The sequence below is a fragment of the Amycolatopsis thermoflava N1165 genome, assembly GCF_000473265.1.
Taxonomy (GTDB): Bacteria; Actinomycetota; Actinomycetes; order Mycobacteriales; family Pseudonocardiaceae; genus Amycolatopsis_E; species Amycolatopsis_E thermoflava.
Genome location: NZ_KI421511.1, coordinates 2115930 through 2138965, shown reverse-complemented (window position 1 = coordinate 2138965; position 23036 = coordinate 2115930). Strand labels below are relative to the sequence as shown.

General features: G+C 70.2%; 11 protein-coding genes and 1 pseudogene. 9 read left to right on the top strand and 3 right to left on the bottom strand.

Annotated elements, in window-relative coordinates; all coding sequences use genetic code 11:
- Positions 1-64 precede the first annotated feature (64 nt).
- Together arsM and AMYTH_RS0110540 are read left to right on the top strand one after the other, a co-directional pair.
- Complete coding sequence (gene arsM, locus AMYTH_RS44590; protein WP_037323619.1) at positions 65-880, top strand: arsenite methyltransferase; 816 nt, start codon at positions 65-67, stop codon at positions 878-880.
- 39 nt (positions 881-919) lie between these two features.
- Complete coding sequence (locus AMYTH_RS0110540; RefSeq protein WP_027930292.1) at positions 920-1432, top strand: DinB family protein; 513 nt, start codon at positions 920-922, stop codon at positions 1430-1432.
- Here the strand turns inward: AMYTH_RS0110540 and AMYTH_RS48775 are convergent.
- Both AMYTH_RS48775 and AMYTH_RS0110535 read right to left on the bottom strand, forming a co-directional pair.
- Complete coding sequence (locus tag AMYTH_RS48775) at positions 1422-1583, bottom strand: hypothetical protein (RefSeq protein ID WP_410468314.1); 162 nt, start codon at positions 1581-1583, stop codon at positions 1422-1424. The two genes, AMYTH_RS0110540 and AMYTH_RS48775, sit on opposite strands and share 11 nt — an antisense overlap.
- A gap of 52 nt (positions 1584-1635) precedes the next feature.
- The gene (locus AMYTH_RS0110535; RefSeq protein WP_027930291.1) at positions 1636-2967 is read right to left on the bottom strand and encodes an FAD-dependent oxidoreductase; all 1332 of its coding nucleotides are present in this window, start codon (positions 2965-2967) and stop codon (positions 1636-1638) included.
- 106 nt (positions 2968-3073) lie between these two features.
- Here AMYTH_RS0110535 and AMYTH_RS0110530 point away from each other — a divergent pair, with 106 nt between their 5' ends.
- Positions 3074-3916 (top strand): helix-turn-helix domain-containing GNAT family N-acetyltransferase, encoded by an 843-nt coding sequence (locus AMYTH_RS0110530; protein ID WP_027930290.1) that lies wholly within the window; start codon positions 3074-3076, stop codon positions 3914-3916.
- Positions 3917-4005: 89 nt separating this feature from the next.
- Here AMYTH_RS0110530 and AMYTH_RS0110525 read toward each other — a convergent pair whose 3' ends face one another.
- A complete protein-coding gene (locus AMYTH_RS0110525; protein ID WP_228684701.1) occupies positions 4006-6321 on the bottom strand; it encodes an ATP-binding protein in 2316 nt (771 codons plus the stop codon).
- Positions 6322-6500: 179 nt separating this feature from the next.
- Here AMYTH_RS0110525 and AMYTH_RS0110520 point away from each other — a divergent pair, with 179 nt between their 5' ends.
- From AMYTH_RS0110520 to pglW, 6 genes and pseudogenes are all read left to right on the top strand, one after another.
- On the top strand, positions 6501-8135 hold the full coding sequence (locus AMYTH_RS0110520) for a flavin-containing monooxygenase (protein WP_228684699.1): 1635 nt from the start codon (positions 6501-6503) through the stop codon (positions 8133-8135).
- A 12-nt stretch (positions 8136-8147) separates the two neighbouring features.
- Positions 8148-9068, top strand: a complete 921-nt coding sequence (locus tag AMYTH_RS0110515) for an alpha/beta hydrolase (RefSeq protein ID WP_027930287.1) — start codon at positions 8148-8150, stop codon at positions 9066-9068.
- Positions 9069-9727: 659 nt separating this feature from the next.
- Positions 9728-11311, top strand: a pseudogene (locus tag AMYTH_RS44585) (DNA/RNA helicase domain-containing protein).
- A 177-nt stretch (positions 11312-11488) separates the two neighbouring features.
- A complete protein-coding gene (locus AMYTH_RS0110505; protein ID WP_228684697.1) occupies positions 11489-16588 on the top strand; it encodes an AAA domain-containing protein in 5100 nt (1699 codons plus the stop codon).
- Positions 16589-16608: 20 nt separating this feature from the next.
- The gene (locus AMYTH_RS0110500; RefSeq protein ID WP_027930285.1) at positions 16609-18438 is read left to right on the top strand and encodes a DUF262 domain-containing protein; all 1830 of its coding nucleotides are present in this window, start codon (positions 16609-16611) and stop codon (positions 18436-18438) included.
- A 193-nt stretch (positions 18439-18631) separates the two neighbouring features.
- Entirely contained in the window at positions 18632-22999 is a 4368-nt protein-coding gene (pglW, locus tag AMYTH_RS0110495) for a BREX system serine/threonine kinase PglW (protein ID WP_228684695.1), read from the top strand.
- Positions 23000-23036 lie beyond the last annotated feature (37 nt).

Sequence of the window (23036 nt, the reverse complement as noted above, 5' to 3'; positions counted from 1 at the left end):
ATCGATTCAGAGGAGCACGGTTTTCATCGACAGGCATCGATCCTCGGGTGTGGAGGTGTTCGGGATGGGTGAGCAGGCACGGGAGCTGCGTGAACAGGTGCGCGAGCGCTACGCGGAGGCCGCGGTGCGGGCGAGCGCGGGAGCGGTGGCGTCGTGTTGCGGCGGCGGATGCTCCAGCGAGATGCCCGATCTGACCGGCGGCTGGTACGACGAAACGGAGCGGTCGTCGTTGCCGACGGAAGCGGTGCTGGCGAGCCTGGGCTGCGGCAATCCGCTGGCCGTGGCCGAGCTGCGGGCGGGGGAGACGGTGCTCGACCTGGGCTCCGGCGGCGGTATCGACGTCCTCCTGTCCGCGCGGCGGGTGGGGCCCGGCGGCAAGGTCTACGGGCTGGACATGACCGAGGAGATGCTGGCTCTGGCGCTGGCCAACGCCGAGAAGGCCGGGGCGGCCAACGTCGATTTCCTCAAGGGGCACATCGAGGCGATCCCGCTCCCGGCGAACCGGGTGGACGTGATCATCTCCAACTGTGTGATCAACCTGTCGGTCGACAAGCCCGCGGTGTTCGCCGAGATGTTCCGCGTGCTCAAGCCCGGCGGGCGGCTCGGCATCTCCGATGTCGTCGCCGAAGACCAGTTGACGGCCGGCGAGCGAGCAGAGCGCGGCGAGTACACCGCCTGCATCGCGGGGGCGCTGTCGTTCGCGGAGTACCGGGAGGGGCTGGCCGGGGCCGGGTTCACCGCCATCGAGATCACGCCGACGCACGAAGCCGCCGAGAACATGCACTCCGCGATCGTCCGTGCCACCAAACCCCACGAGGCGGTGGCCAGGCGGGAGCTGCCGCTGGTCATGAGCTCTGCCGACGGTGGGTGCTGCGGCTGAGACGCGGCGGTGTCACGCTGGGCCGGGAAGGGACGGACGATGGATCGGCGAGCGGTGCACGAGCAGTGGGAACGCGACCGCGCCGCCTTCCACGCGCTGCTGACCGCCGCGACGGCCGCCGACCTGCGCCGGCCGTCGCGCGGCACCCGCTGGACCAACCGGCAACTGTTGTTCCACATGCTGTTCGGCTACCAGGTCGTGCGGGCTCTGCAGCTGCTGGTGCGCGTGGTCGGGCGTCTGCCGGATCCGGTGAGCCGCGGGTTCGCCCGGGCGCTCGATGCCGCGGCGGCGCCGTTCGACGTCGTGAACTACCTGGGCTCGTGCGGCGGCGGCCTGCTCGGGCCGCGGTGGATGGGCCGGTGGTTCGACCGCATCGTCGCTTCCCTGCACCGCAGCCTCGACCGCGCCGCCGAAGCCGACCTCGCGCGCGGTATGCACTACCCGGTGCGCTGGGATCCGTTCTTCACGCCCTACATGACCCTGGCCGACGTCTACCGGTATCCGGCCCGGCATTTCGCCTTCCACCGGCGGCAGCTCACTTTCACCGCGTGAGCAGCCGCCGGGCCAGGTACGCCGAAGTAGTGCGGCCAGGACCCGACCGGTTCGTCACCGGCCTCGAGCAGGACGGGCTCGAGCCCACGGGCACGGCGTGGACCGAGGCGAGACCGGCCTGGCCGCCGCCGATCACAACGGCGTCGGGCATGACAGGAAACCCTTTCACTGCACCGAGTCGGGCTGCGCGGAGACCTCGGCCGTCAGCGGTCCGCCGGCGGCGCGGACAGCGAAATCAGCTCCGGCTCGGCCGCGGCGCCGCAGCACCCGCCCGAGGACGCATCCGCCGCGGGCTCGTCGAACAGGCCCGCCCCGCCGCACACCCCGGTCTCGGCCAGCACCAGCTCCACGCGCCCAGCTGCCTCGTGGTCCCCGGCCAGTGCGGCGGCGATCGAGCGCACCTGCTCGTACCCGGTCATGGCGAGGAACGTGGGTGCGCGGCCGTAGCTCTTCATCCCGGCCAGGTACACGTTCGGCTCGGGGTGCGCGAGTTCCTTCGCGCCGTGCGGGTACACGGTGCCGCAGGAGTGCACGTTGGGGTCGATCAGCGGCGCGAGCGCGACCGGCGCCTGCAGCGTCGCGTCCAGCTCCAGCCGTAGCTCCGACAGCCAGGACAGGTCCGGCCGGAACCCGGTCGCCACGACGACCTCGTCCACGCCCTCCACGGTTCCCCCGTCCAGTGAGCGCAACACCAGCAGCCCCTGCTCGTCACGCTCCACCGCCTCGGTGCGGAACCCCGCGACCACCCGCACGAGCCCCGACTCCACGGCCTCCTTGGCGCGCAGCCCGAGCGCGCCGCGAGCGGGCAGCTGGTCGGCCTCGCCGCCGCCGAAGGTGTTGCCCACCGAGCCGCGGCGCAGGATCCAGCTGATCCGCGTCCCCTCCACACCGGTGAGCGCGACCAGCGCCGTGAGCGCGGAGTGCCCGCTGCCCGCGACCGCGACGTGCTTGCCGGCGAACCGGACGCGCACGGTCGGGTCCTGCAGATCCGGCACCTGGTAGGTGATGCGGTCCGCGGCGGCCCGCTCGCCCAGGGCCGGGAGACCGTCGCCGCCCAGCGGGTTCGGATGGGTCCACGTGCCCGATGCGTCGACCACCGCCCGCGCGGTGATCAGCTCCTCGCGGCCGTCAGTGTGCCGGACGTGCACCGTCAGCGGCTCGGTGTCGCGCCCGTGGTCGACCACCCGGTCCCGGCCGCGGCGGGCCACGCCCACCACCTCGGCGCCGAGCCGGACGCGATCGCCCAGCGCGGCCGCCAATGGGGCGAGGTAACGCGCGACCCATTCCTGCCCCGTCGGGTAGCCGTCGGCGGCGGGGCGTTCCCAGCCGGTGGTCTCCAGCAGCCGACCCGCCGCCGGGGCCACCAGTTCCGACCACGGCGAGAACAAGCGCACGTGGTTCCACTGCGCCACCGACGCCCCCGCCTGCGGCCCGCGTTCGAGCACCAGCGGCTCCAGGTCCCGCTCCAGCAACTCGGCGGCGGCCGCGAGCCCGATCGGCCCGGCTCCCACCACCACGACGGGCAGCTCGCTCATCCCGACCCCTTTCATCGATCCAGCTCGATTGAGCATCGTTGCGGCAGACTCTATCGACCGGCGTCGATCGAGGCAACCATCGATTCGGGTCGATACACTCGGGGGCATGACGACGACTGTGGACCCCCAGGCCCAGGTTCTGCCGGACGGGGAAGCCGCCACCTACGCCGACTGGTTCGCCTGCCTGGCCGAGCCGACCCGGGTGCGGCTGCTGCACGCGGTGGCCACCGCGCCCCGCGGGATCACCGTCGGCGCCCTGACCGAGCTGCTCGGGATCAGCCAGTCCACGTGCTCGCACCACGTGCGCAAGCTCGCCGACGTCGGGTTCGTGCAGGTCCGCAAGGAGGGCACCGCCACCATCGTCACGGTCAACGCGGCCTGCTGCGCCGGCCTCCCGCACGCCGCCGACGCGGTCATGGGGCTGCTCGCGCCGCGTCCGTGCTGCCCGGAAGACGTGCCCGCAGACGTCACCGTCCGGGCCCTGCGCGACGACGACTGGCCCGCGGTCCGCCGCATCTACGGCGAAGGCATGGACACCGGCATCGCCACCTTCGAGACCACCGTCCCCAGCCGCGCCACCCTCGACGCGAAATGGATCGCGGGGCAGCGGTGGGTGGCCGAGATCGACGGCGCTGTGGTCGGCTGGGCCGCCGCCACCCCGGTCTCCACCCGCGAGTGCTACTCGGGCGTCGCCGAGACGTCGATCTACGTCGCGGACGGCCACCGCGGCCGGGGTGTCGGCAAGGCGCTCATCCGCCGGCAGGTCATCGCACTCGACGAAGCCGGCTACTGGACCCTGCAAACCTCGGTCTTCACGGAGAACCGCGCCAGCCTCGCCCTGCACCACTCCGCCGGCTACCGCACCATCGGCATCCGCGAACGCATCGCCCAGCGCGACGGCGCCTGGCACGACACCGTTCTTCTCGAACGCCGCAACAACATCAGCTGACGACCGCCGGCCGAGGCGGCCTCGAAGTCACAGCAAGAACGTCAGCGCCACCGGCTTCGAGGTGGACGAGCGGTCGCCGTCACCGTCGATCACTGCACCGCGCTGCTCGCCGAAACCCAGGACGCGATCTGCGTGCGTGAGGTGAAGTCCAGCTTGCGCAGCATCCGCTCGACGTGACCGTCCACTGTGCGCGGTGAGATCGTCAGCCGGGCCGCGATCGCCTTGTTGCTCAAGCCCTGCGCGATCAGTGCGGCGATCTCCCGCTCCCGGGCGGTCAACGGCGAACCGGGCACGCGCGGCGCCGGGCGGCTCCGCCCGCTCTGGGACACCACCAGGTCCAGGCCGAGCCGGACCGCCTCCGGCAGCGTCACGCCGGCGTGCTCCTCCCGGATCGCCGCCGCGGCCGGGCCGAGCGCGGAGTCCACCGCCGCGTAGTGCCGCCGCCCCTCGCGGGCGGCGTGCGGTCCGAACGCCTCCAGCGACGTGCCGATCCGGTGCCACACCGACGAGGCCATCCCTTCCAGCGCCGCGGCGTCGGCCACATCACCCGAGGACGCCGCCACCCACGAGCACACCTCCGTGCACAGGGCGGTGCAGACGCCGTCGCGGAAATCCTGTTCGATGCGCATCGCCGCGGCGATCGCCGTGCGCGCCGCCGCAACCTCGCCCAGGTGCAGGTGGCTGATCGCCGACGCCCAGTGCGCGTACGCGCGGTTCCAGCGTTCCCCGACGGCCGAGGCCTCCTCGATCACCGCCGAGCAGGTCTCCAGCGCCTCCCGCGGACGGCCGGCGTAGGCCTGCGCCATCGCGAGCTGGAAGGACGCGGTGAGCGCCAGCCCGGTGTCCCCGCCGCGCCGGTGGATCGCGATCGCCTGCCGGTACAGACCCATCGCGGCCTGCAGATCGCCCTCGAACAGGTTCAGCAGCGCCCGCCACAACCGCACGTGCCCCCGCAGCCCCGGCAACTCCAGTGCGTCCGCGATGACCGCGCACTCCTTCAGGTAGGTCCGGGCCACCCCGCGGTCGCCCTGGATCAGCGCGACCCACGCGGCCGCCCACAACGCTTCGCCGCGTTCCGGGCTGCCGGGTTCGAGCTGGGGGAGCAGGCGTTCCAGCCACCGGCGGCCGTCGCTGAGGAAGCCGCCCGCGATCCAGTGGTAGCGCAGCAGCGACGCCAGCCGTGCCCCGGCCGCCGCCTCGCCCGGCGTGTCGGCCGACCACGCCAGCGCGGCCAGCAGGTTCGGGTGGTCCTCCCGCAGCCGCGCCAGGTCGCCCGCCTGGTGCGGGCCGCACCAGCGGCCGACGCACTCCGCGGCGCGCCAGGCGAAGTGGTCGCGGTGCCGCCGCCGCAGCAGGTCCGCCTCGCCCGAGGCGGCCAGCAGTTCGGCGCCGTACTCGCGCAGCGTCACGAACTGGCGGTAGCGCACCTGCTCGCCGTTGCGGTCGGCCACCACGACGGACTTGCCGACCAGACCGTCGAGTGCGTCGAACAGCCGGTCCCCGGCCAGGTCGCCGAACCCGCACACCCGCTCCAGCGTCTCCAGGTCCACCGAGGCCGGGAACACCGCCATCCGCGCCCACAGCAGGCGCTCGTCCGGGGCGCACAGGTCGTGGCTCCAGTCGATCAGCGCGCGCAGCGACCGCTGCCGCGGATCGGCGGCCGGGTCGGTGCCTGCGAGCAGGTGGAACCGCCGGTCCAGCCGCCGCACCACCTGCGACACCGACAGCGACCGCAGCCGCACCGCGGCCAGCTCGATCGCCAGCGGCAGACCGTCGAGCCGGCGGCACAACGCCACCACCGCCGCGCGGTTCTCCGGCGTCACCGCGAAGTCCGGCAGCACCGCGCGTGCCCGGTCGACCAGCAACTGGACCGCGGGCACGTGGTCGAGCGCGCCGGTGCCCGCCGCGTCGCTCTCCTCCGGCACGGCCAGCGGCGCGAGCAGGTGGACCCGTTCCCCACCGATCCCCAGCGGCTCGCGGCTGGTGGCGAGCACCCGCAGCCCCGGCAGCTCGGCCAGCAGGCGCAGCACCAGCCGGGCGGTGGCGTGCAGGACGTGCTCGCAGTTGTCCAGGACCAGCAGCACGGCGGCGCCGGCGAGGTGGTCGGCGATCCGGTCGACGGCGTCCCGGTTGGACTGGTCGGGCACGCCGAGCGCGGTGGCCACGGCGGGCGCGACCTGCGTGCCGTCGGTGACGCTGGCCAGCTCCACGATCCGCACGCCGCCATGGCGGGCGGCGACGGTGATCGCGGTGCGCGTCTTGCCCACCCCGCCCGGCCCGGTGACCGTGACCAGCCGGTGCGCACGCAGCTCCGACTCCAGCTGCGCCACGGTCTGCCTGCGGCCGACGAAGCTGGTCAGCGCCGCCGCCGGTTGCCGCGGCCCCCCAGGGGCACCGTCGCCCATAACGCCTCCGATCTCGCCGCCCGCCGCTGGACACCGCGCGACAACGGTAGGACACGCGGGTGCCTCCCGGGCAGTGATGGGGTGGCGAATGGGGTTATTTCACCCTGTCCCGTCCGCTCCGGCCGGCCGCAGCCTGTAGCGGCGATCACACCCGAACCATCGAGGAGGCTGGATCAGTGGTGTCAACCGAGCCGACCACCCACGACGCCATCGTCGTCGGCGCCGGATTCGCCGGGCTCTACGCCGTGCACGTCCTGCGCGACCGGCGGCACATGCAGGTCATCGGCTTCGACGCGGCCGGCGACGTCGGCGGGACCTGGTACTGGAACCGCTACCCCGGCGCCCGCGTCGACATCGAGAGCGTGCACTACTCATACTCGTTCGACGACGAGCTGCAGCAGGAGTGGCACTGGACCGAACGGTTCCCCGCCCAGGCGGAGATCCTGTCCTACCTCGAGCACGTCGCCGACCGTTACGACCTGCGCCGCAGCTTCCGCTTCAACACCCGGGTGGTGTCCCTGACCTGGGACGACACCGACGCGATGTGGACCGCGACCACCAGCGCCGGGACGACCCACCGGGCCCGCTTCGTCATCTCCGGCGCCGGCACCCTGTCCGTGCCCAAGGAACCCGAGTTCCCGGGTGTCGAGGACTTCGCCGGCGAGGTCCTGATGACCGGCAACTGGCCGCACCACGAAGTGTCGTTCGAGGGCAAGCGCGTCGGCATCATCGGGGTCGGCTCGTCCGGCATCCAGGCGATCAGCGAGATCGCCAAGACCGCCGGCCACCTCACCGTCCTGCAGCGGACCCCCAACTACGCCACCCCGATCGGCAACTACCCGACCCGGCCGGATGAGGAGGCCGCCGAGAAGGCCGACTACCGCGCCATCCGGGACGCCTCGCGCAACCACTTCCTCGGCGTGCCCTACTCCGAGGTGCAGCCCTCGGCGCTGGCCGTGTCGCCGGAGGAGCGGCGGCGGGTGTTCGACGACCGCTGGAACCGCGGCGGGTTCCGGCTGTTCATCGACTCCTTCGGCGACATCCTGTTCGACAAGGCCGCCAACGACACCGTCGCCTCCTACATCCGCGAGCGGATCCGGGAGCGCGTGCACGACCCCGCCAAGGCCGAGCTGCTGGCGCCGGAGGGCTACCCGTACGGCACCAAGCGGCCGCCGCTGGAGACCGACTACTACGAGGCCTACAACCGGCCGAACGTCGATCTGGTCGACGTGAAGGGAAACCCGATCGCCGCGGTGACCCCGACCGGGGTGCGGCTGGCCGACGGCACCGAGCACGACTTCGACATGCTGATCCTGGCCACCGGCTTCGACGCGTGCACCGGGCCGCTGCTGGCCATGAACATCACCGGCCGCGGCGGGCTGCGCCTGGCCGACCACTGGGCCGACGGGCCGCAGACCTACCTCGGCCTGATGGCCGCCGGGTTCCCCAACCTGTTCATGATCACCGGCCCGCAGAGCCCGTCGGTGCTCTACAACATGCCGCTCGCCATCGAGGACCACGTCGACTTCACCGTGGCGGCGCTGGACCACCTGCGGGAGCGGGGCCTGGACGTCATCGAGCCGGAGCCGTCGGCGGAGGCCGCGTGGGTGGCGCACACCAACGAGCTGGCCGAGGCGACGCTGCTGCCGGACTCGCCGACGTCCTGGTACATGGGCAACAACATCCCCGGCAAACCGCGCCGCGTGCTGGTCTACCTCGGCGGCGCCCCGGCCTACCGGGCCAAGTGCGACGAGGTCGTCGCCGCCGGCTACGAGGGCTTCACCCTGTCGTCCGCTTCCCGCGTCTTCGCCTGAAGGAGAGCAGTCATGCCACTCGATCCCGCTGTCCGCGCTCTGCTCGACGGCTTGGCGCAGCAGGGTTTCCAGTCGTTCGAAAAGATCGGCCTCGAGGCCACCCGGGAGACGATCGCGTCGTTCACCGGGCTGCAGAAACCCAAGCGCGGCTTCTCCCGGACGAGCGAGGTGTCCTACGGGCCGGACCCGGCCCACCGCGCGCGGATCTACGTGCCGCCGGGGGACGGGCCGTTCCCGGTCGTGCTGTACGTCCACGGTGGAGGGTTCGTCGCGGGCGGTCTCGACGTCGTCGACGAACCCGTGCGCGCCCTCGCGCTCGACGCCGAAGCCCTCGTCGTGTCGGTCACCTACCGGCTCGCGCCCGAGGCGAAGTTCCCCGCCGCGCACGACGACGTGTTCGCCGCGCTTCGCTGGACCGCCAAGGAGATCTCCGCGCACGGCGGCGACCCGGCGCGGATCGCGGTCGTCGGGGACAGCGCCGGCGGCAACCTGGCCGCGTCGGCGGTCATCCGGGCCCGCGACGAGGGCGAGCCGGCCGTGCGCGCCCAAGCGCTGGTCTACCCGCTGGTGAACCCGGTGGCCGACACCGCGTCACGCCGCGAGTACGCCGAGGGGTACCTGCTGCACCTGGACGCGTTGCGGTGGTTCGGCGCGCAGTACTGCGCCAGCCCGGAGGACGCCGTGGACCCGCGGCTGGCGCTGGATCGCAACGACTTGAGCGGCCTCCCGCCGACCCTGGTGGTCACCACGGAGTACGACACACTCCGCGACGAGGGCGAGGCCTTCGCGGACGCCCTGAGCGCGGCCGGCACGGACGCCCGCGCGGTGCGCATGGACGGCCTGGTCCACGCCGCGTACTGGGCCACGGCCGCGATCCCCCGCGGCGCGGAGATCCACCGGGCGGTGGTCGAGCACCTGCGCGCGGTGCTCTGACCCGTGGCGCTGCGCGGAGGTCCCGCACTCGCGGGGCCTCCGCGCAGCGAGAGGACCCGGCGTCCGCGCGTGTGCCCGGCCCGACTGTCGACGTGCGCGGCCGCGGCGTCGGCGAGCTGCAGCGCCGCCGATCCGACACCCCCGAACGCGCCGCTGACCAGCAGTGTCTGCCAGGATGCGCTGCGCGGTCTCCACGACCGACAGTGATCCGGCGGCCCCTTCGCTCGCCCCATTCGCGACGTGCGGAGCATCCGACGCTTGGAGTGCCGGTGGAGGGCCACGGCCGGAACGGAGAGTGATCACTACAATCTTCGGCGTAACTCCTTGGCGGGATGGGGGACCTCGCTTGCTGTCGGTATGGGGAACGGCGCAAGAACTTCTGAAGGTCGACCGTGAAAGCTTGGTCCGGCAGCTCGCCTCGCGGGCGAACGTCGTGTACTCGTCGTCGGATCGTGGGGAGGTCGGCGCTTGGCGCAACAGCGTGCCAGTCCTGCTCCAGCTGCTCTGCGACGCGGAGCTCGGGCACGTGCAGGTACTGCTCGAATACCACCTGCCGTACAGCCCGAGGCGGGTTGACGCCCTGCTGTGCGGTGTGCACCCGGAAAACGGGTTCCCCGTCGTACGTGCTGATCGAGCTCAAACAGTGGGAGAGCGCGACCATGGTCGGGCCTGCGTTGGTCAGGGCTGTCAAGAGTCGCGAACAACCGGACCTGCATCCGGCTGAGCAGGTGCGTCGGTACTGTCGTTACCTGCTCGACTTCACGCCCTCTCTGGCGCGGCGGCCAGGAGCGGTGAAAGGCGCGGCGTACATGCACAACGCACTGCGAACCCCGCAGTGGAACCTGGACGAGTTCGACTACGACGACTTCGGACAGTTGTACACGCAAGACCAACTCGGAGACCTCGTCACCGACCTAACCGCGCTGCTGGACCCGGATCCGCGTTCCGCGGACGCCGCTGCCGCGGCTGCCCGGGAGTTGGTCGAAGCGTCGCAGGTGCCGGCGCGAACCCTGCTGAAGACCGCGGCCGAGTCGTTCGCCGGTCGGAGGGACTTCGTGTTGCTCGACGAGCAGAAGGTGGCCTACGACCTGGTGCTCCGAGCGGTCGAGGAAGCGGAACGGCGGCACTCGAGCGAGCAGTGGCGGAAAACCGTCGTCCTGGTCCGTGGCGGTCCGGGCTCGGGTAAGAGCGCGATCGCGCTCTCGTTGCTCACTGCGCTCGCAACGCAGCGGAAGAGGGCGTTGCACGCGACCGGCTCAAAGGCGTTCACCGAAACACTCCGTCGCTACGTCGCCGGTGGTAGCGATCGCGCAGAGGGCGTTTTCAAGTACTTCAACAACTTCGACACGGTGGCGCCCAACACCCTGGACGTCCTGATCTGCGATGAAGCACACCGGGTCCGGGACAACGACCACGTGTCCCCTCGATGGCGGGATCGACATCCCCCGCAGGTCGCCACGCTGATCGACGTGGCCAAGGTTCCGGTGTTCCTGCTCGACGAAAACCAGGCCGTACGTCCTGGGGAAGCGCAAACGGTGCGAAGGATCGCCGAAATTGCCGCCGCCAAGGGGTGCCGGGTCGACGAGGTCCGTCTGGACGGGCAATTCCGTTGTGGTGGCTCGCCCTACTACGACGAGTAGGTCATGCGCCTCCTCGGGTTCCTCGAGGGCGGGCCGATCCGGTGGGCGGACCTCGCAGACGGCGCCGAGGACGAGTACGTGGTGGATTCCGCTCCGTCCCCGGATGCCCTCGAGAGATGGCTCTGCAGACAAGCGGAGAACTTCGGCGGAACCGCGAGGATCGCCGCCGGGTTCTGCTGGGACTGGCACCCGCCGATCCGGTCGAACGGCAAGTCGACCCTTGTTGATGACGTTGTGATCGGTGGTTGGCGCCGTCCGTGGAACGTGATACAGGGACACCAGGTGGACGGAGTGCCCTCGGTATCGTATTGGGCTTCCGATCCGGCGGGTTTCGGGCAAATCGGCTGTATCTACACCGCGCAGGGGTTCGAATACGACTGGGCGGGCGTGATCTTCGGCTCCGACTTGGTGATCAGGGATGGTCGGTGGCGAGCGCAGCCGGAGAAGTCCCGGGACAAGGCTGTGAACCGCACCCCCGCGGCCGTCTTCGGCAGGTTGGTCCGCAACACCTACAAGGTGCTCATGACACGGGGGATGCAAGGGGTGTGCCTGTACTCGGTCGATCCCGAAACGAACGACTTCTTGCGGGAGTACTCGCGGTAGAGGGTGAGCTGCGCCCGGAGGGCGTTCACGAAGCTCACGATTTGATAACCCTGTGTGACATCTCGCCGACTCTAACGATGGACAAGGGGCGTGGCGTCGGGAAGTGCTCGGCGCCGACATCGAGTGATCTCCGGGTGGGGTGGGATGGGTACGTCGTTGGTCGACCGCGCACGGCGGTTGTTCGAGTTCCTCCGTGGTGCACAGCGGCTCAAGGCGAACCCAGTTCGATCGGTCGAGTCGTACCAGCGCGAGGGTGCGCTGTTCTGGTTCTCGGAGCTGCCGCAGCACCCGGCGGTGCGGGTCGAGAACACCGGGCACGGGGACCTCGACGATCCGGTGATCGTCGTGGAACGGGTGCCGAAGGTCGATCCGCCGGAGCCGCCGGGTGAACTCGCCCGGTGGTTGACGTCGCCGCTCGACGACCCGTCGAAACCGCCCGCGTTGCGTCAGCAGGTTCGGGAGGGTGACGAGGACGGCGAGCCGAGGGTCCTGCAGCTCGACGAGTGCCCCGGGATCGAGGAGCAGTTCCGCCTGTGGCTGGGTGGTTGGGAGGAGTGGGCCGGGAAGGAACGGGTGGACGCACCGGTTCGCCAGCTGTACAGCGACCTGTATTCGACGTACATCAACGCCGCCGAAAGCCCCGAAGAGTTCGAGCTGATCATCGGCGTCGGCTGCTTGAGCTGGGTACCCGACGAGTGGCGACCGGTCCAGCGTCACGTCCTGACGAGCTCCGCATCCGTGGAGTTCGACGACCGGACGGGAACGCTCGAAGTGCGGCGGGTCGAGGCGTCCGAGTCGCTCCGGTTGGAACTGGACATGGTAGACCCGGGCCTCATCACGGCACCCGACAAGGTCAACGAGGTGCGCGAGGACGTCAAGGTGTTCGAAGGGAGCCCGCTCGATCGCGAGGTCGTCGGCGAGCTCGTCAAGCGCCTGGTGCACAGCTTGGATCCCGACGGTGAGTACCGCGACCAGGACGAGGTGGTAGCGCCCGGATCCCACGCGGTCGCGACCCTGGCCCCGGCTCTCATCCTCCGTCGGCGCACCGAAAACGGCCTGATCGAGATCTTCGACGCGATCCTCCACCAGCTCGGGGAAGCCGAGGAGGTTCCCGAGGGCTTGGTGCCGCTGCTCGATCCCGACCGCAAACCGACAGCTCACGGCCCGACGGGAGAGGGTGCGATCGTCGCGGTCGACGACGAGCCGTTCCTGCCGATGCCGGTGAACGACAAGCAGCTGGCTGTCATCCGCAAGGTCGACGCCCAGGCCCAGACGCTCGTACAAGGGCCGCCGGGAACCGGCAAGACCCACACGGCGGCGGCCCTCATTTCGCATCTCCTCGCACAGGGGAAGCGCGTGCTGGTAACGGCGCACACCGATCGAGCGCTGCGCGAGGTGCGCGACAAGTTGCCGGAGGCCGTCAAGCCCTTGGCGGTGGCGGTGGTCGGCGCGGCGCGTGAAGACATGGCGGACTTGAAGCTGGCGGTCCAGGAGATCGCAGCCGCCGCAGTGGACCACGACGCCGAGGAGAACGCCGACGCGATCCGGTTCCACCTGGACAAGATCGATCAGTTGCGCCGCGAGCGGGCTGTCCTGCACAGCCGGCTCATGATGGCCCGGGAGCGCGAGGTCCGGCAGCTCGACCACCGCGGTTACCGGGGGACTTTGTCGGCGATTGCCAGGCAGCTGCACGCCGAATCCGAGCGGTTCGGTTGGCTCACCGACTCGGTTCAAGTCGGCACCGACGAGCCGGCGCCCCTCACCGGTCACGCACTCGCCGAATGGCGTGGGTACCTGCTCGACGGCCAGCTCCAGGCCGACGAGGCGGAGTCGCGTTTGCGATTGGTCAACCTCGGATCAGTGCCGGACCCCGACGGGTTCGCCCTCCTGGTCAACGCCGAGCGCGGCGCGGTTGACGAGGAAGAGCGGCACGCCTCGCTCAGGGATCACGCTGCGTTCGACGCTGTGCTGCTGTTGCGGCCCGAGCAACGCAGACAGCTGCAGGGGAGACTGCACCAGCTCGCTGATGAGGCGGATCGCCTGTCCGGCCGGCGGGAGCAGTGGATGAACGATGCGCTGCGGGACGTCCGTTCCGGACGAGCGGGGCAATGGCGGACCAGAGCGGAGACCATCCGGTCCCTCGTTGAACAGTGCGCCGCTTGGACGGCGCGGTTGAACCCGTTGACCTCCGTCGAGTTGCGGGGCGACCCCGCCCCACTCGTGGCGTTGGCCGGCGAGGTTTCGCGGTTCCTCGCCGGTGGAGGGGTGATCAAGACCCTGCCGGACGGGAGCCCGAAGATCGGTGCCTTCTCGCCGAAGGTGCTCAAGCAGGCGCAGCCGTTGTTCGAGTCGGTTCGTGTCGACGGGCTACCGCCCACGTCCGAAGCCCAGTTGAACCTGTTCGCAGCGTGGGTGGAGGCGTCGAAAGCGCTTTCCGCGCTCGACCGGGCCTGGCCCTCGAACGTTGCCATCCCGTCCGAGGACACGCTGCAGGAACGGCTCCAGTGGCACGTCACGGAGCTCGAGCAACTGCACAGGGTGCTGTTGCTCGGACACGAGCTCGGTGCGGAGGAGCTCCGGCTGCGTGAACTGAACCTGCCGGCGCCGGACTGGAACGACCTAGACGGCGTCCGGGAGTACGCGCGGTTGACGGATGCGGCCACGGCGGCGGACGCCAAGGTCACGGCAACCGCGCCGCTGGCGGGCCTCGAAGGGCTGGTCGCCGATACCGCGCAGTGGAGTGACGCGGCACCGTGCGTCGCGGAACTACTCGGCGCAGTCAAACTGCGGGATCGCGAATCGTACGCGTTCGCGCATCGACGGCTGGAACGGCTGTGGCGGGTCCGAGAGCTCACCCAGCGTCGCGACGAGCTGGCTGATCGGCTGCGTGTCGCCGCCCCTGGCCTGCATAGCGCCATCTCCGAGTGCCCGGAGGACGAACGGTGGCAGGTGCGGCTCGCGTGCTTCGACGACGCCTGGCGCTGGGCCGCGACGCGCACGTGGGTGACTGATCAGGAGTCGATCGACGTCAACTCACTGCAGACGCGAATCGGGGAGATCGAGAGGGGGATCCGCGGGCAGGTGGAGTCGATCGCTGCTCGGCGAGCCTGGAACTTCGCGGCTTCCCCGGAACGGTTGAACGGGACTGCCCGAGCCGACCTGACCCAATACGCCCAACTGGTGCAGCGAGCGGGCAAGAACACCGGGATCTACCGGAATCAACGCCGAGCCGAGATCCGGAAGGCGATGGACCGCTGCCGGCCGTCGGTGCCGGTCTGGATCATGCCGATCTACCGGATCGCTGAACAGCTGCGCGTTCGGCCGGACATGTTCGACGTCGTCGTGGTCGACGAGGCGTCGCAGGCCGGCACTGAAGCGGTGTTCCTGCAGTACCTCGCTCCGAAGGTGGTGGTAATCGGTGACGACAAGCAGGTGTCGCCGTCCGCGGTCGGGGTCGACCAGCAGCAGCTGCGTGATCTCGCGCGTCAGTACCTCGCTGACGACCGTTACCGCGATTCGTGGCACGACCCCAAGCGCAGCCTCTTCGACGAGGCCAAGATGCGGTACGGCAGCCTGATCACACTGACCGAACACCGGCGATGCGTGCCCGAGATCATCGGCTTCTCCAACCGGATCGCCTACGAGCCCGATGGCGTTCGCCTCGTCCCGGTCCGGCAGTACGGCGCCGACCGGTTGGACCCGGTCAAGGCCGTGTACCTCGCCGACGGGTACGAGCGGGGGACGACCAACAAGCGCAACCCGGTCGAGGCCGAAGCGATCGTCGACCAGATCGAGAAGTGCATCAGCGATCCCGCGTACGACGGTAAGAGTTTCGGCGTCATCTCGCTGCTCGGTCCGGCGCAGGCCAAGTACATCCAGACACTGCTGCTCGGCCGGCTCTCGAAGGAAGAATGGCGGGCGCGTGACCTTCGCTGCGGAGATGCCGCCGACTTCCAGGGGTCCGAACGTGACGTGGTTTTCCTGTCGATGGTGGCCGCGCCCACGCCGGGCAAGCGCCTGGCCGCGTTGACGCAGGAGCAGTACGTGCAGCGCTACAACGTTGCTGTCTCCCGGGCCAAGGATCAAGTGTGGGTGTTCCACTCGATCCGCCCCGACGAGCTGGCGAACCAGGAGTGCATGCGGTTCCAGCTCCTCGACTACAGCTACGGCGTGATCCTGCGCGGGCAGGAGGACGAGGACGGTACGTCCGGTCGCCTTGTGCCAGAGGATCGGCGGATCGAGCCGTTCGACTCCTTGTTCGAGCAGCGCGTGTACAACAGGATCGTCGACCGCGGGTACACGGTCTTGCCCCAGTATGAGGCGCTGGGCTACCGGATCGACCTGGTGGTCGTGGGTGGACGGGGACGGCTCGCGGTCGAATGCGACGGCGACGAGTGGCACGGACCGGACGCGTACGAGCGCGACCTCGCTCGGCAACGCGACCTGGAGCGGTGCGGCTGGCGCTTCTTCCGCATCCCCGGGTCGGCGTTCGACGTGGACCCCGCGGCTGCCCTGAACGGTTTATGGGAGATGCTGCTCAACGAGGGGATTCACCCGTCGGGCTTCCAGCAGCCAGTGGAGGACCCAGCAGCCGTCGAGACCGCCGCATCCGAAACCGTCGAGGAACTGCCGTCCACCGTTGATGCACGAGTGACGCCCCTGCGGGATGTGCGGGTCGAACGCGAGGTAGATCCGCAGCCGGCGAATGCCGAGGGGCGTGACGATCAGATCCAGGACCTGGCAGGTGAAGGCCCGCTGGCGCCGTACGTGAGCTACACGGGAGATCTGGTGCCGGTGTCGGACGCCTCGAGGTCCGAGCTGATCAACGGCATCGAGGAGATCGTCGCCGTCGAAGGGCCGGTGCTGGGCGAGCGGATCCACACGGTCTACGTCCACCGGTCCGGGGGGCGCCGCGTCGGACCCCAGCTCGCCCGAGCCCTCAACTCCGCGGTCACCGCTGCGGTTCGGCAAGGCGTGCTCGAAGTGGACAACCCCCTCGACCAGTCGGGGGTCCGCCCCCTCACGTACCGCCTGCCTGGGCAGCCATTGGTGCGCCTGCGGCGGCTCGGCCCCAGGGACCTCGACGACGTCCCGCCCCGGGAGCTGGCCGCTCTCATGGCTGGCATCGCCCGACAGCAGGGCTGGGCGGACGAGGAGATGTTGTTCCGATCGGTGCTGGAGCACCTGGGGCTCAAACGCCTCACGGGGAACGTCCGGCACCGCCTCTCGGGGCTGGTCGAGCTGGCGCGGAGTGACGCTCCTGGTACCACCGAGTGACTTGGAAGAGTAGGTAAGGGATGAAGCCGGACACGCACACCGTCAAGCAGCTCTTCGAGCGGGACGTGCGGTACCAGATCCCGCTCTACCAGCGTCCCTACGTCTGGAACGAGGAGCAGCAGTGGGCGCCGCTCTGGGAGGACCTCGTGGCACTCCTGCAGCACCAGGAGAACGCCGGAGAGAGCGGACTGTGGTCCCACTTCCTCGGCGCGATCGTGCTCGACCAGGAGAAGACCGCTCCCGGCCGGATCCCGCGGTTCACCGTCATCGACGGCCAGCAACGGCTGACCACGCTGCAGCTCCTCATCGCCGCTGTGGCGCAGGCGGCGGCTGCTTCAGGTGCAGACCGGGATGCCAAGCTCCTCCGCAGGCTCGTCGAGAACGATCCGCTGGAGGTCAAGGACGACGAGCGGCTCAAGGTCTGGCCCACGAACGCGAACAGGGAGTCCTTCGCCGGTGTCATGCGCGAGGAGGGGCCGCCACCGGACCACGTCAACGACAGCTCGAACCTGATCGACGAAGCCTTCGACTACTTCGTCGCACGGGCCGGTGAGTACCTGACGGGAGCGGGCGGCGCAGACGACGGCGAGGACGCGGTCGCGCCGGAGCCGGTCGAGATCCGCGCGGAACGCCTGCGGATCACGCTGTGCGATCTGCTCAAGGTCGTCTCGATCACCCTGGAGCAGGGCGACAACGCCCAGGTGATCTTCGAGACCCTCAACGCGCGGGGTACTCCGCTGCTGTCGCTGGACCTGGTCAAGAACTCGGTCTTCCGGCAGGCCTCGGCCCAGGGGCGGAACACCGACGCCCTCTACGAGCAGGTCTGGCAGCCGCAGCTCGACGACGAGTACTGGCGGCAGAACCGCCGGCAGGGCCGCCTCTTCCGCCCGGCCGGCGAGCTCTTCCTGATGCACTGGCTGACCATGCGGCTGGAGCGGGTCATACCGGCGACCGAGTTGTTCACCACCTTCCGGCAAGGTCTTCTCACGGAGCACGCCGACGCGGAGGCCCTGATCCGGGAGCTCTGTCGAGATGCGGCGGTCATGCGGTCCTTCGACAGGTTCGAGCCGGGGACTCCGGAAGGCCGCTTCTTCGCGCGCTTGGGACCCCTGGACGCGGGTACCGTGCTACCGATCGTGCTGCTGTTGTTCCGCTCTACGGAGGTGAGCGGGGAGCGACGTCGGCGGGCGCTCGCGATGCTGGAGTCCTGGCTCGCGCGTCGCGTCCTCGTGCGGTGGACGTCGAAGAACTACAACCGCATCGTCGCTCGCCTCGTAACGAGGATGAAGGCCGACCTCACGCACGCCGACGAAGCACTCCACGCGGCGCTCGTCGGCGGTGAGGGTGCGGTGAGCCGCTGGCCTTCGGACGAGGAGTTCGTCGAGCTCCTGACCACCCGGGACGTCTACGGTGTGGTTGCGCAGCGGCGGCTGGTCATGGCACTGGCGGCCGTCGAGGCTTCCTTGCGGACGTCGAAGTCGGAGGAGAACGCGTTCGTCGGGAACGGGCTGTCGCTGGAACACCTGTTGCCGCAGGAGTGGGAGACGCACTGGCCCGTTGTGGGTGCGGACCTCGACCAGCAGGCGGAAAAGCGTGCGAACGCACTCCACCGGCTCGGAAACCTGACGATCGTCGCGCATCCGCTGAACGCTGCCCTGTCGAACGCCCCTTGGTCGAAGAAGCGTGGTCAGCTCAACCAGCACAGCGTGTTGCTGCTGAACCAACGGCTCGCCGAGCGGGAGAGCTGGGACGAGCGAGCCATCGAGGAGCACGGGACGTGGCTGGCACAGCGTTTCGTCGAGATTTGGCCGGGTCCAGATGCTGAGAACTGGAGATCGACTCCGCGGTGACGCCTCGTACACGAACCCCACGTAGTCGAATGGGTAACCATTCGACTGCAGCTTCGGGGATGCCGTAACGTCACTGAGGGTGACAACGACGAGTAGCAAGTTGGGCCAGCCGGCTGCTCGGCACCGTGGGGTGCCGCGCCAGCAGGGCGTGCGCAACTACGATCGCCGGTGAGCAGTTGATCAGCAGGAAGGGGTGGCCGCGTTGGCGGGCGGCGCAACATCGGCACCGAAACCGGCACCCCCGCCTCAGCCGAAGCGCTGGTTCCAGGAGCGGCCGTCGGAGTACCCGTGGGAGCAGGACGGGCTCGAGCACGTACACCGGCTGATGCCCAAAGCGGAGCCCTACCGCGCCTGGGCGACCTTCTCCTTCACGGCTGCGTCCGGCCGCGTCAACGAGTGCGACCTGCTCATCGCCGTCCCGGGCGGCCTTTACCTGGTCGAACTCAAGGGGCACCCCGGCCGCGTGGTCAACAACGGCGAGACGTGGAGGTTCTTCCAGGAGGACTCCAAGCGGGTGCTGACCCTGCGCAACCCGCTGCACCTGACCGACATGAAGTGCAAGGACCTCAAGAGCAGGCTGGAGTGGGCCGCTAAGCAACTGCACATCAGCCAGCGGTTGCCACGCATCGAGCCGGCGGTCTTCCTCTCCGCCCCGGGCCTGCGCTCGGCGCTCGACGAGGTGCAGAGCACCCGCGTCTACGGGCGGGACGACGCGTCCGAGGGGCTGCCGTGGCTGTGGCGGGACCTGCTGTCCCGCCCGCCGCAGCGGGAGTGGCAGCGCATCACGCCGGAGTTCTCCCGGCACGTCCTGCCGAAACTGCTGGAGACGATCGGCATCCGCGCGTCGATCGCCCACTTGCGCTTCGGCGACGACTGGACCCTGAGCTCCGACCTGCTGGACGCGGGCCCGACGTGGGAGGACCGCCTCGCCGAACGGAAGGGGATCGTCCGCGAAGAGGGCCGGGTGCGGATCTACCTCACGGCGCAGCAGGCGACTGAGGAGCGACGTCAGTCGGTCGAACGCGCGGCGCGTCGCGAGTACCAGGTCCTCCAGGGCATCACCCACCGCGGCATCGCCCAGGCGGTTCAGATCCGGGAACACCAGGGCGGCCCGGCGATCCTGTTCCACCACCGCGCGGGCGACCTCCGATTGGATTCGTACCTCGCGGTGCACGGCGAGCGCCTCGGCCCCGAGGTCCGCCTCGACATGGTGCGCCAGCTCGCCGAGGCCGTCCGTTACGCGCACAGTCGCTCGCTCTACCACCGTGCGCTGGCCGCACGCTCGATCTACGTGTCCGCGAAGGAAGACGGCTCCAGTCCGGTCATGCGCATCATCGACTGGCAGGCCGCGGCGCGTGATTTCGACACCACCGGCTTCTCCTCCATCGGCAACACCTCCCTGCCCGGTGAACACGTCTCCAACGCCGCTGAGGTGTACCTGGCCCCGGAGTCCGACACGCCGTTTGCGGACCCGGTGGACCTCGACGTATTCGGCCTCGGCGCGACGGCTTACCTGATCACCACCGGCCAGGCCCCGGCCGCTCAACGCAGCGGACTGATCGAGCGACTGGCCACCGACAAGGGGCTGCACCCGTACGCCGTCTCCGACGGCATCTCCGACGCGCTCGACGCCCTCATCTTCGACGCGACCCGCGCCGACGTCGCCGATCGGCTCGACTCGGCCGAGGCGTTCCTCACGCGCCTGGACGCGGTCGAACGCGACAGCCTTCCCGACGAGGACGCCGCGCCGCACGTGGACCCGCTCAGCGCGTCGCCGGGGCAAGTCGTCGACGGCGATTGGGTGGTCGAACGCATCCTCGGCACCGGCGCGACGGCCCGCGCCCTCCTCGTCACCCGCACCGAGGAAGACGAGGACGGCAAGCCGCACGTCGAGCGGCGCGTTTTCAAGATCGCCCTGGACAGCGACAAGGCCGACCGACTGCGCGCCGAGGCCCGTGCGCTCGAGCAGGTCGGTGGCGGTGTGGTCGTCCGGCTGCTGGACGGGCCACGTGAGCTCGCTGGGCGCACCGTGCTGGACCTCGAGTTCGCCGGGGGAGAGGACACCACCGGCTCCACGCTCGGTGCGCTCCTGCGCGCCGAGGGCAAGCTCACCTACCACCAGTTGGAGCGCTACGGCAAGGACCTGTTCACCGCACTCGACCACCTCGCGGGAAAGGGGGTGCGCCACCGCGACCTCAAACCCGACAACTTCGGGGTATACCGGCGGGCGGATCGCTCGACCCAGCTGATGCTGTTCGACTTCTCGCTGGCCGACGTGTCGGACCGGGACACCACTGCGGGCACCCGGGGTTACCTTGACCCGTTCCTCGGCTCGGCCCGCCGCCCGGTCTTCGACGACCACGCCGAGCGGTACGCGGCAGCGGTGACCCTTCACGAGATGGCCTCCGGGCAACGTCCGGTGTGGGGCGACGGCATGACTGACCCCCGCACCACCACCGACGAGACCCCGACGATCGCCTCGGACCTGTTCGACCCCGCCCTGCGGGAGGGCCTCACCGATTTCTTCCTGCGCGCTTTCCACCGCGAGGTCGACCGGCGCTTCGACACCTACCGCCAGATGGAGGACCATTGGCGCTCGGTGTTCCTCGCCGCCGATACCGCCGCGCCGATCACCACCCAGGCCACGGTCGGGATGGCGGCCGAGTCGCTGGAGGCCACCCGTGACGCGCACGCCGCGGCGGCCACCCTCGACACGCCGCTCGAGGCAGCTGGTCTGACACCGCGCGCGGTGTCCGTGGCGCAAGGGTTCGGTGCCACCACCGTCGCCCAGCTCCTCGACGTGCCGCTGCACCTCATCGCGAAGGCGCGCGGTGCGGGGGCGGTGGTGCGGAAGGAGCTCAACCGCCGGCACAAGCAGTGGTCCAAGGAGCTGCTGCAGGCGGCGGAATCGGCAGCCGGATCCCGGGGCGGCGAAGGCCAGCTGACCATCGAGGACCTGGCTGCGCTGCTCGTTCCGCCGCAGACGCGCCGGGGGTCGAGCAAGGCCGACGTCATCCGGTTGACCCTCGGTCTTCCCGGCGGTGAGGCGCCCCTGGAGCCGTGGGCGGCGCAGGTCGAAGTCGCGAACCGCCTCGGGATCACCCAGGCGTCAGTCTCGCGCCACCTCACCGCCGCCGCGAAGGAGTGGGCGGGCGAGCCGTGGCTCACCGTAGTGCGTAACGAGCTCGTCGACGCGGTCGCCGAGGCGGGCCGGGTCGTCACCGTCCATGAGCTGGCTGCCGCGTTGCGCGCCCGGCACGGTGCGGGCGAGGACGACGCCGACCGGACAACGGCCCGTGCACTCGCCGTGGTGCGGGCGGCGGTGGAAGCCGAGGTCTGGGCCGGTTTGCACACCGACGACACCGAGGACGCCGGCCCGCGGCTCGCGGTGCTCCGCCGGGGGAAGCGGGTGTTGATCGCGCTGGAGTCGCTGCCCGGTTCGCACGACCCAAGCGCACCGGAGATGGCCGACTACGCCCTCGCACTGGGTGTGCGCGCCGACGAGCTCGTGAGAACCGAGCCGCTGCCGGGGCGAGGGGTCGTCGTGCGCGAGCTGCGGGCCGTGTCCGCGCCGGAGGGTCTCTCGCCACTGGCGGACACGCGTCTCGTCGAGCTGGCTTCGGTGATGTCGGAGGAGGCGGCGGCGTCCCCGCGGCTGGAGCTCTACCCTCGCGAACTCGACCTGGTGCGGGCCCTGCGGATCTCGCAGGCGGCCGCCGGAGTCCGTCGCGACCGCGGCATCACGCAGCCCGAGTTGCTCGCAAAAGTCCGGGCCCGGTTCCCCGCGCTCGTGGTGGACGAGCGGCTCACCCACGTCGAACTCGAGGACGCCCTGCGCGCGGCGGGCTTTCCCCTGGAGTACGACACGGAGTCGAAGACGTTCCGGCCGCCGCCGCCCGAGCTGTCGCGTTTCTCAACGTCGTCGTCGACGGCGTTGAGCGGGCACGGCCAGTGGCGCGCGGCGGACGTCGACCCCCGAGACGTCCTGACGAGGAAGCTCAGCGCGGCGGTCGAGCACGGCGGTTTCCTCGCTCTCACGCTGCGCGGTGTGCTCCTACCCGGGGCGGCGGAGGGCATCGCTGCCCACTACCCGGTGCGGCCGGTCGACGTCGACCGTGAGTTCCTGTCGGCGTTCCGGGCTCTCGTTGCCGAGCGTGGGCAGGACTGGGCGAAGGTGGGCAAGCTCGATGCCCGGTTCGGTGAGACCGGCGTCATGTCGCCGGGGCTGGCGTCTTACGTGCGGACGACGTGGGAGCGGGTGCGCACGCGGCTCGACGAGCTGGCGGCGGACGCCGGGGTCGTGCTGTTCCTGCACCACGCGAGCCTCATGGCTCGCTACTTCGACGAAGGCGGCCGCGCAATGCTGACCGGGTTGCAGAACGCGGCCCGCAGGCCCGACGACGCGCCGCACGGCATGTGGCTGCTGTGCCCGGCGGACTCGGCGCTGGACACCCCTCAACTGGACGGAAGGATCGTCGAGGTGCTGACCGACAGCGAACGCGTGGTGCTCGACCGCGTGTTCCTCGACGAGCTGCGCGCCGCCGCGGACGGTGCAGCGTGAGCGAACGGCAAGGACGAACGGTGACGACAGCAGTGCG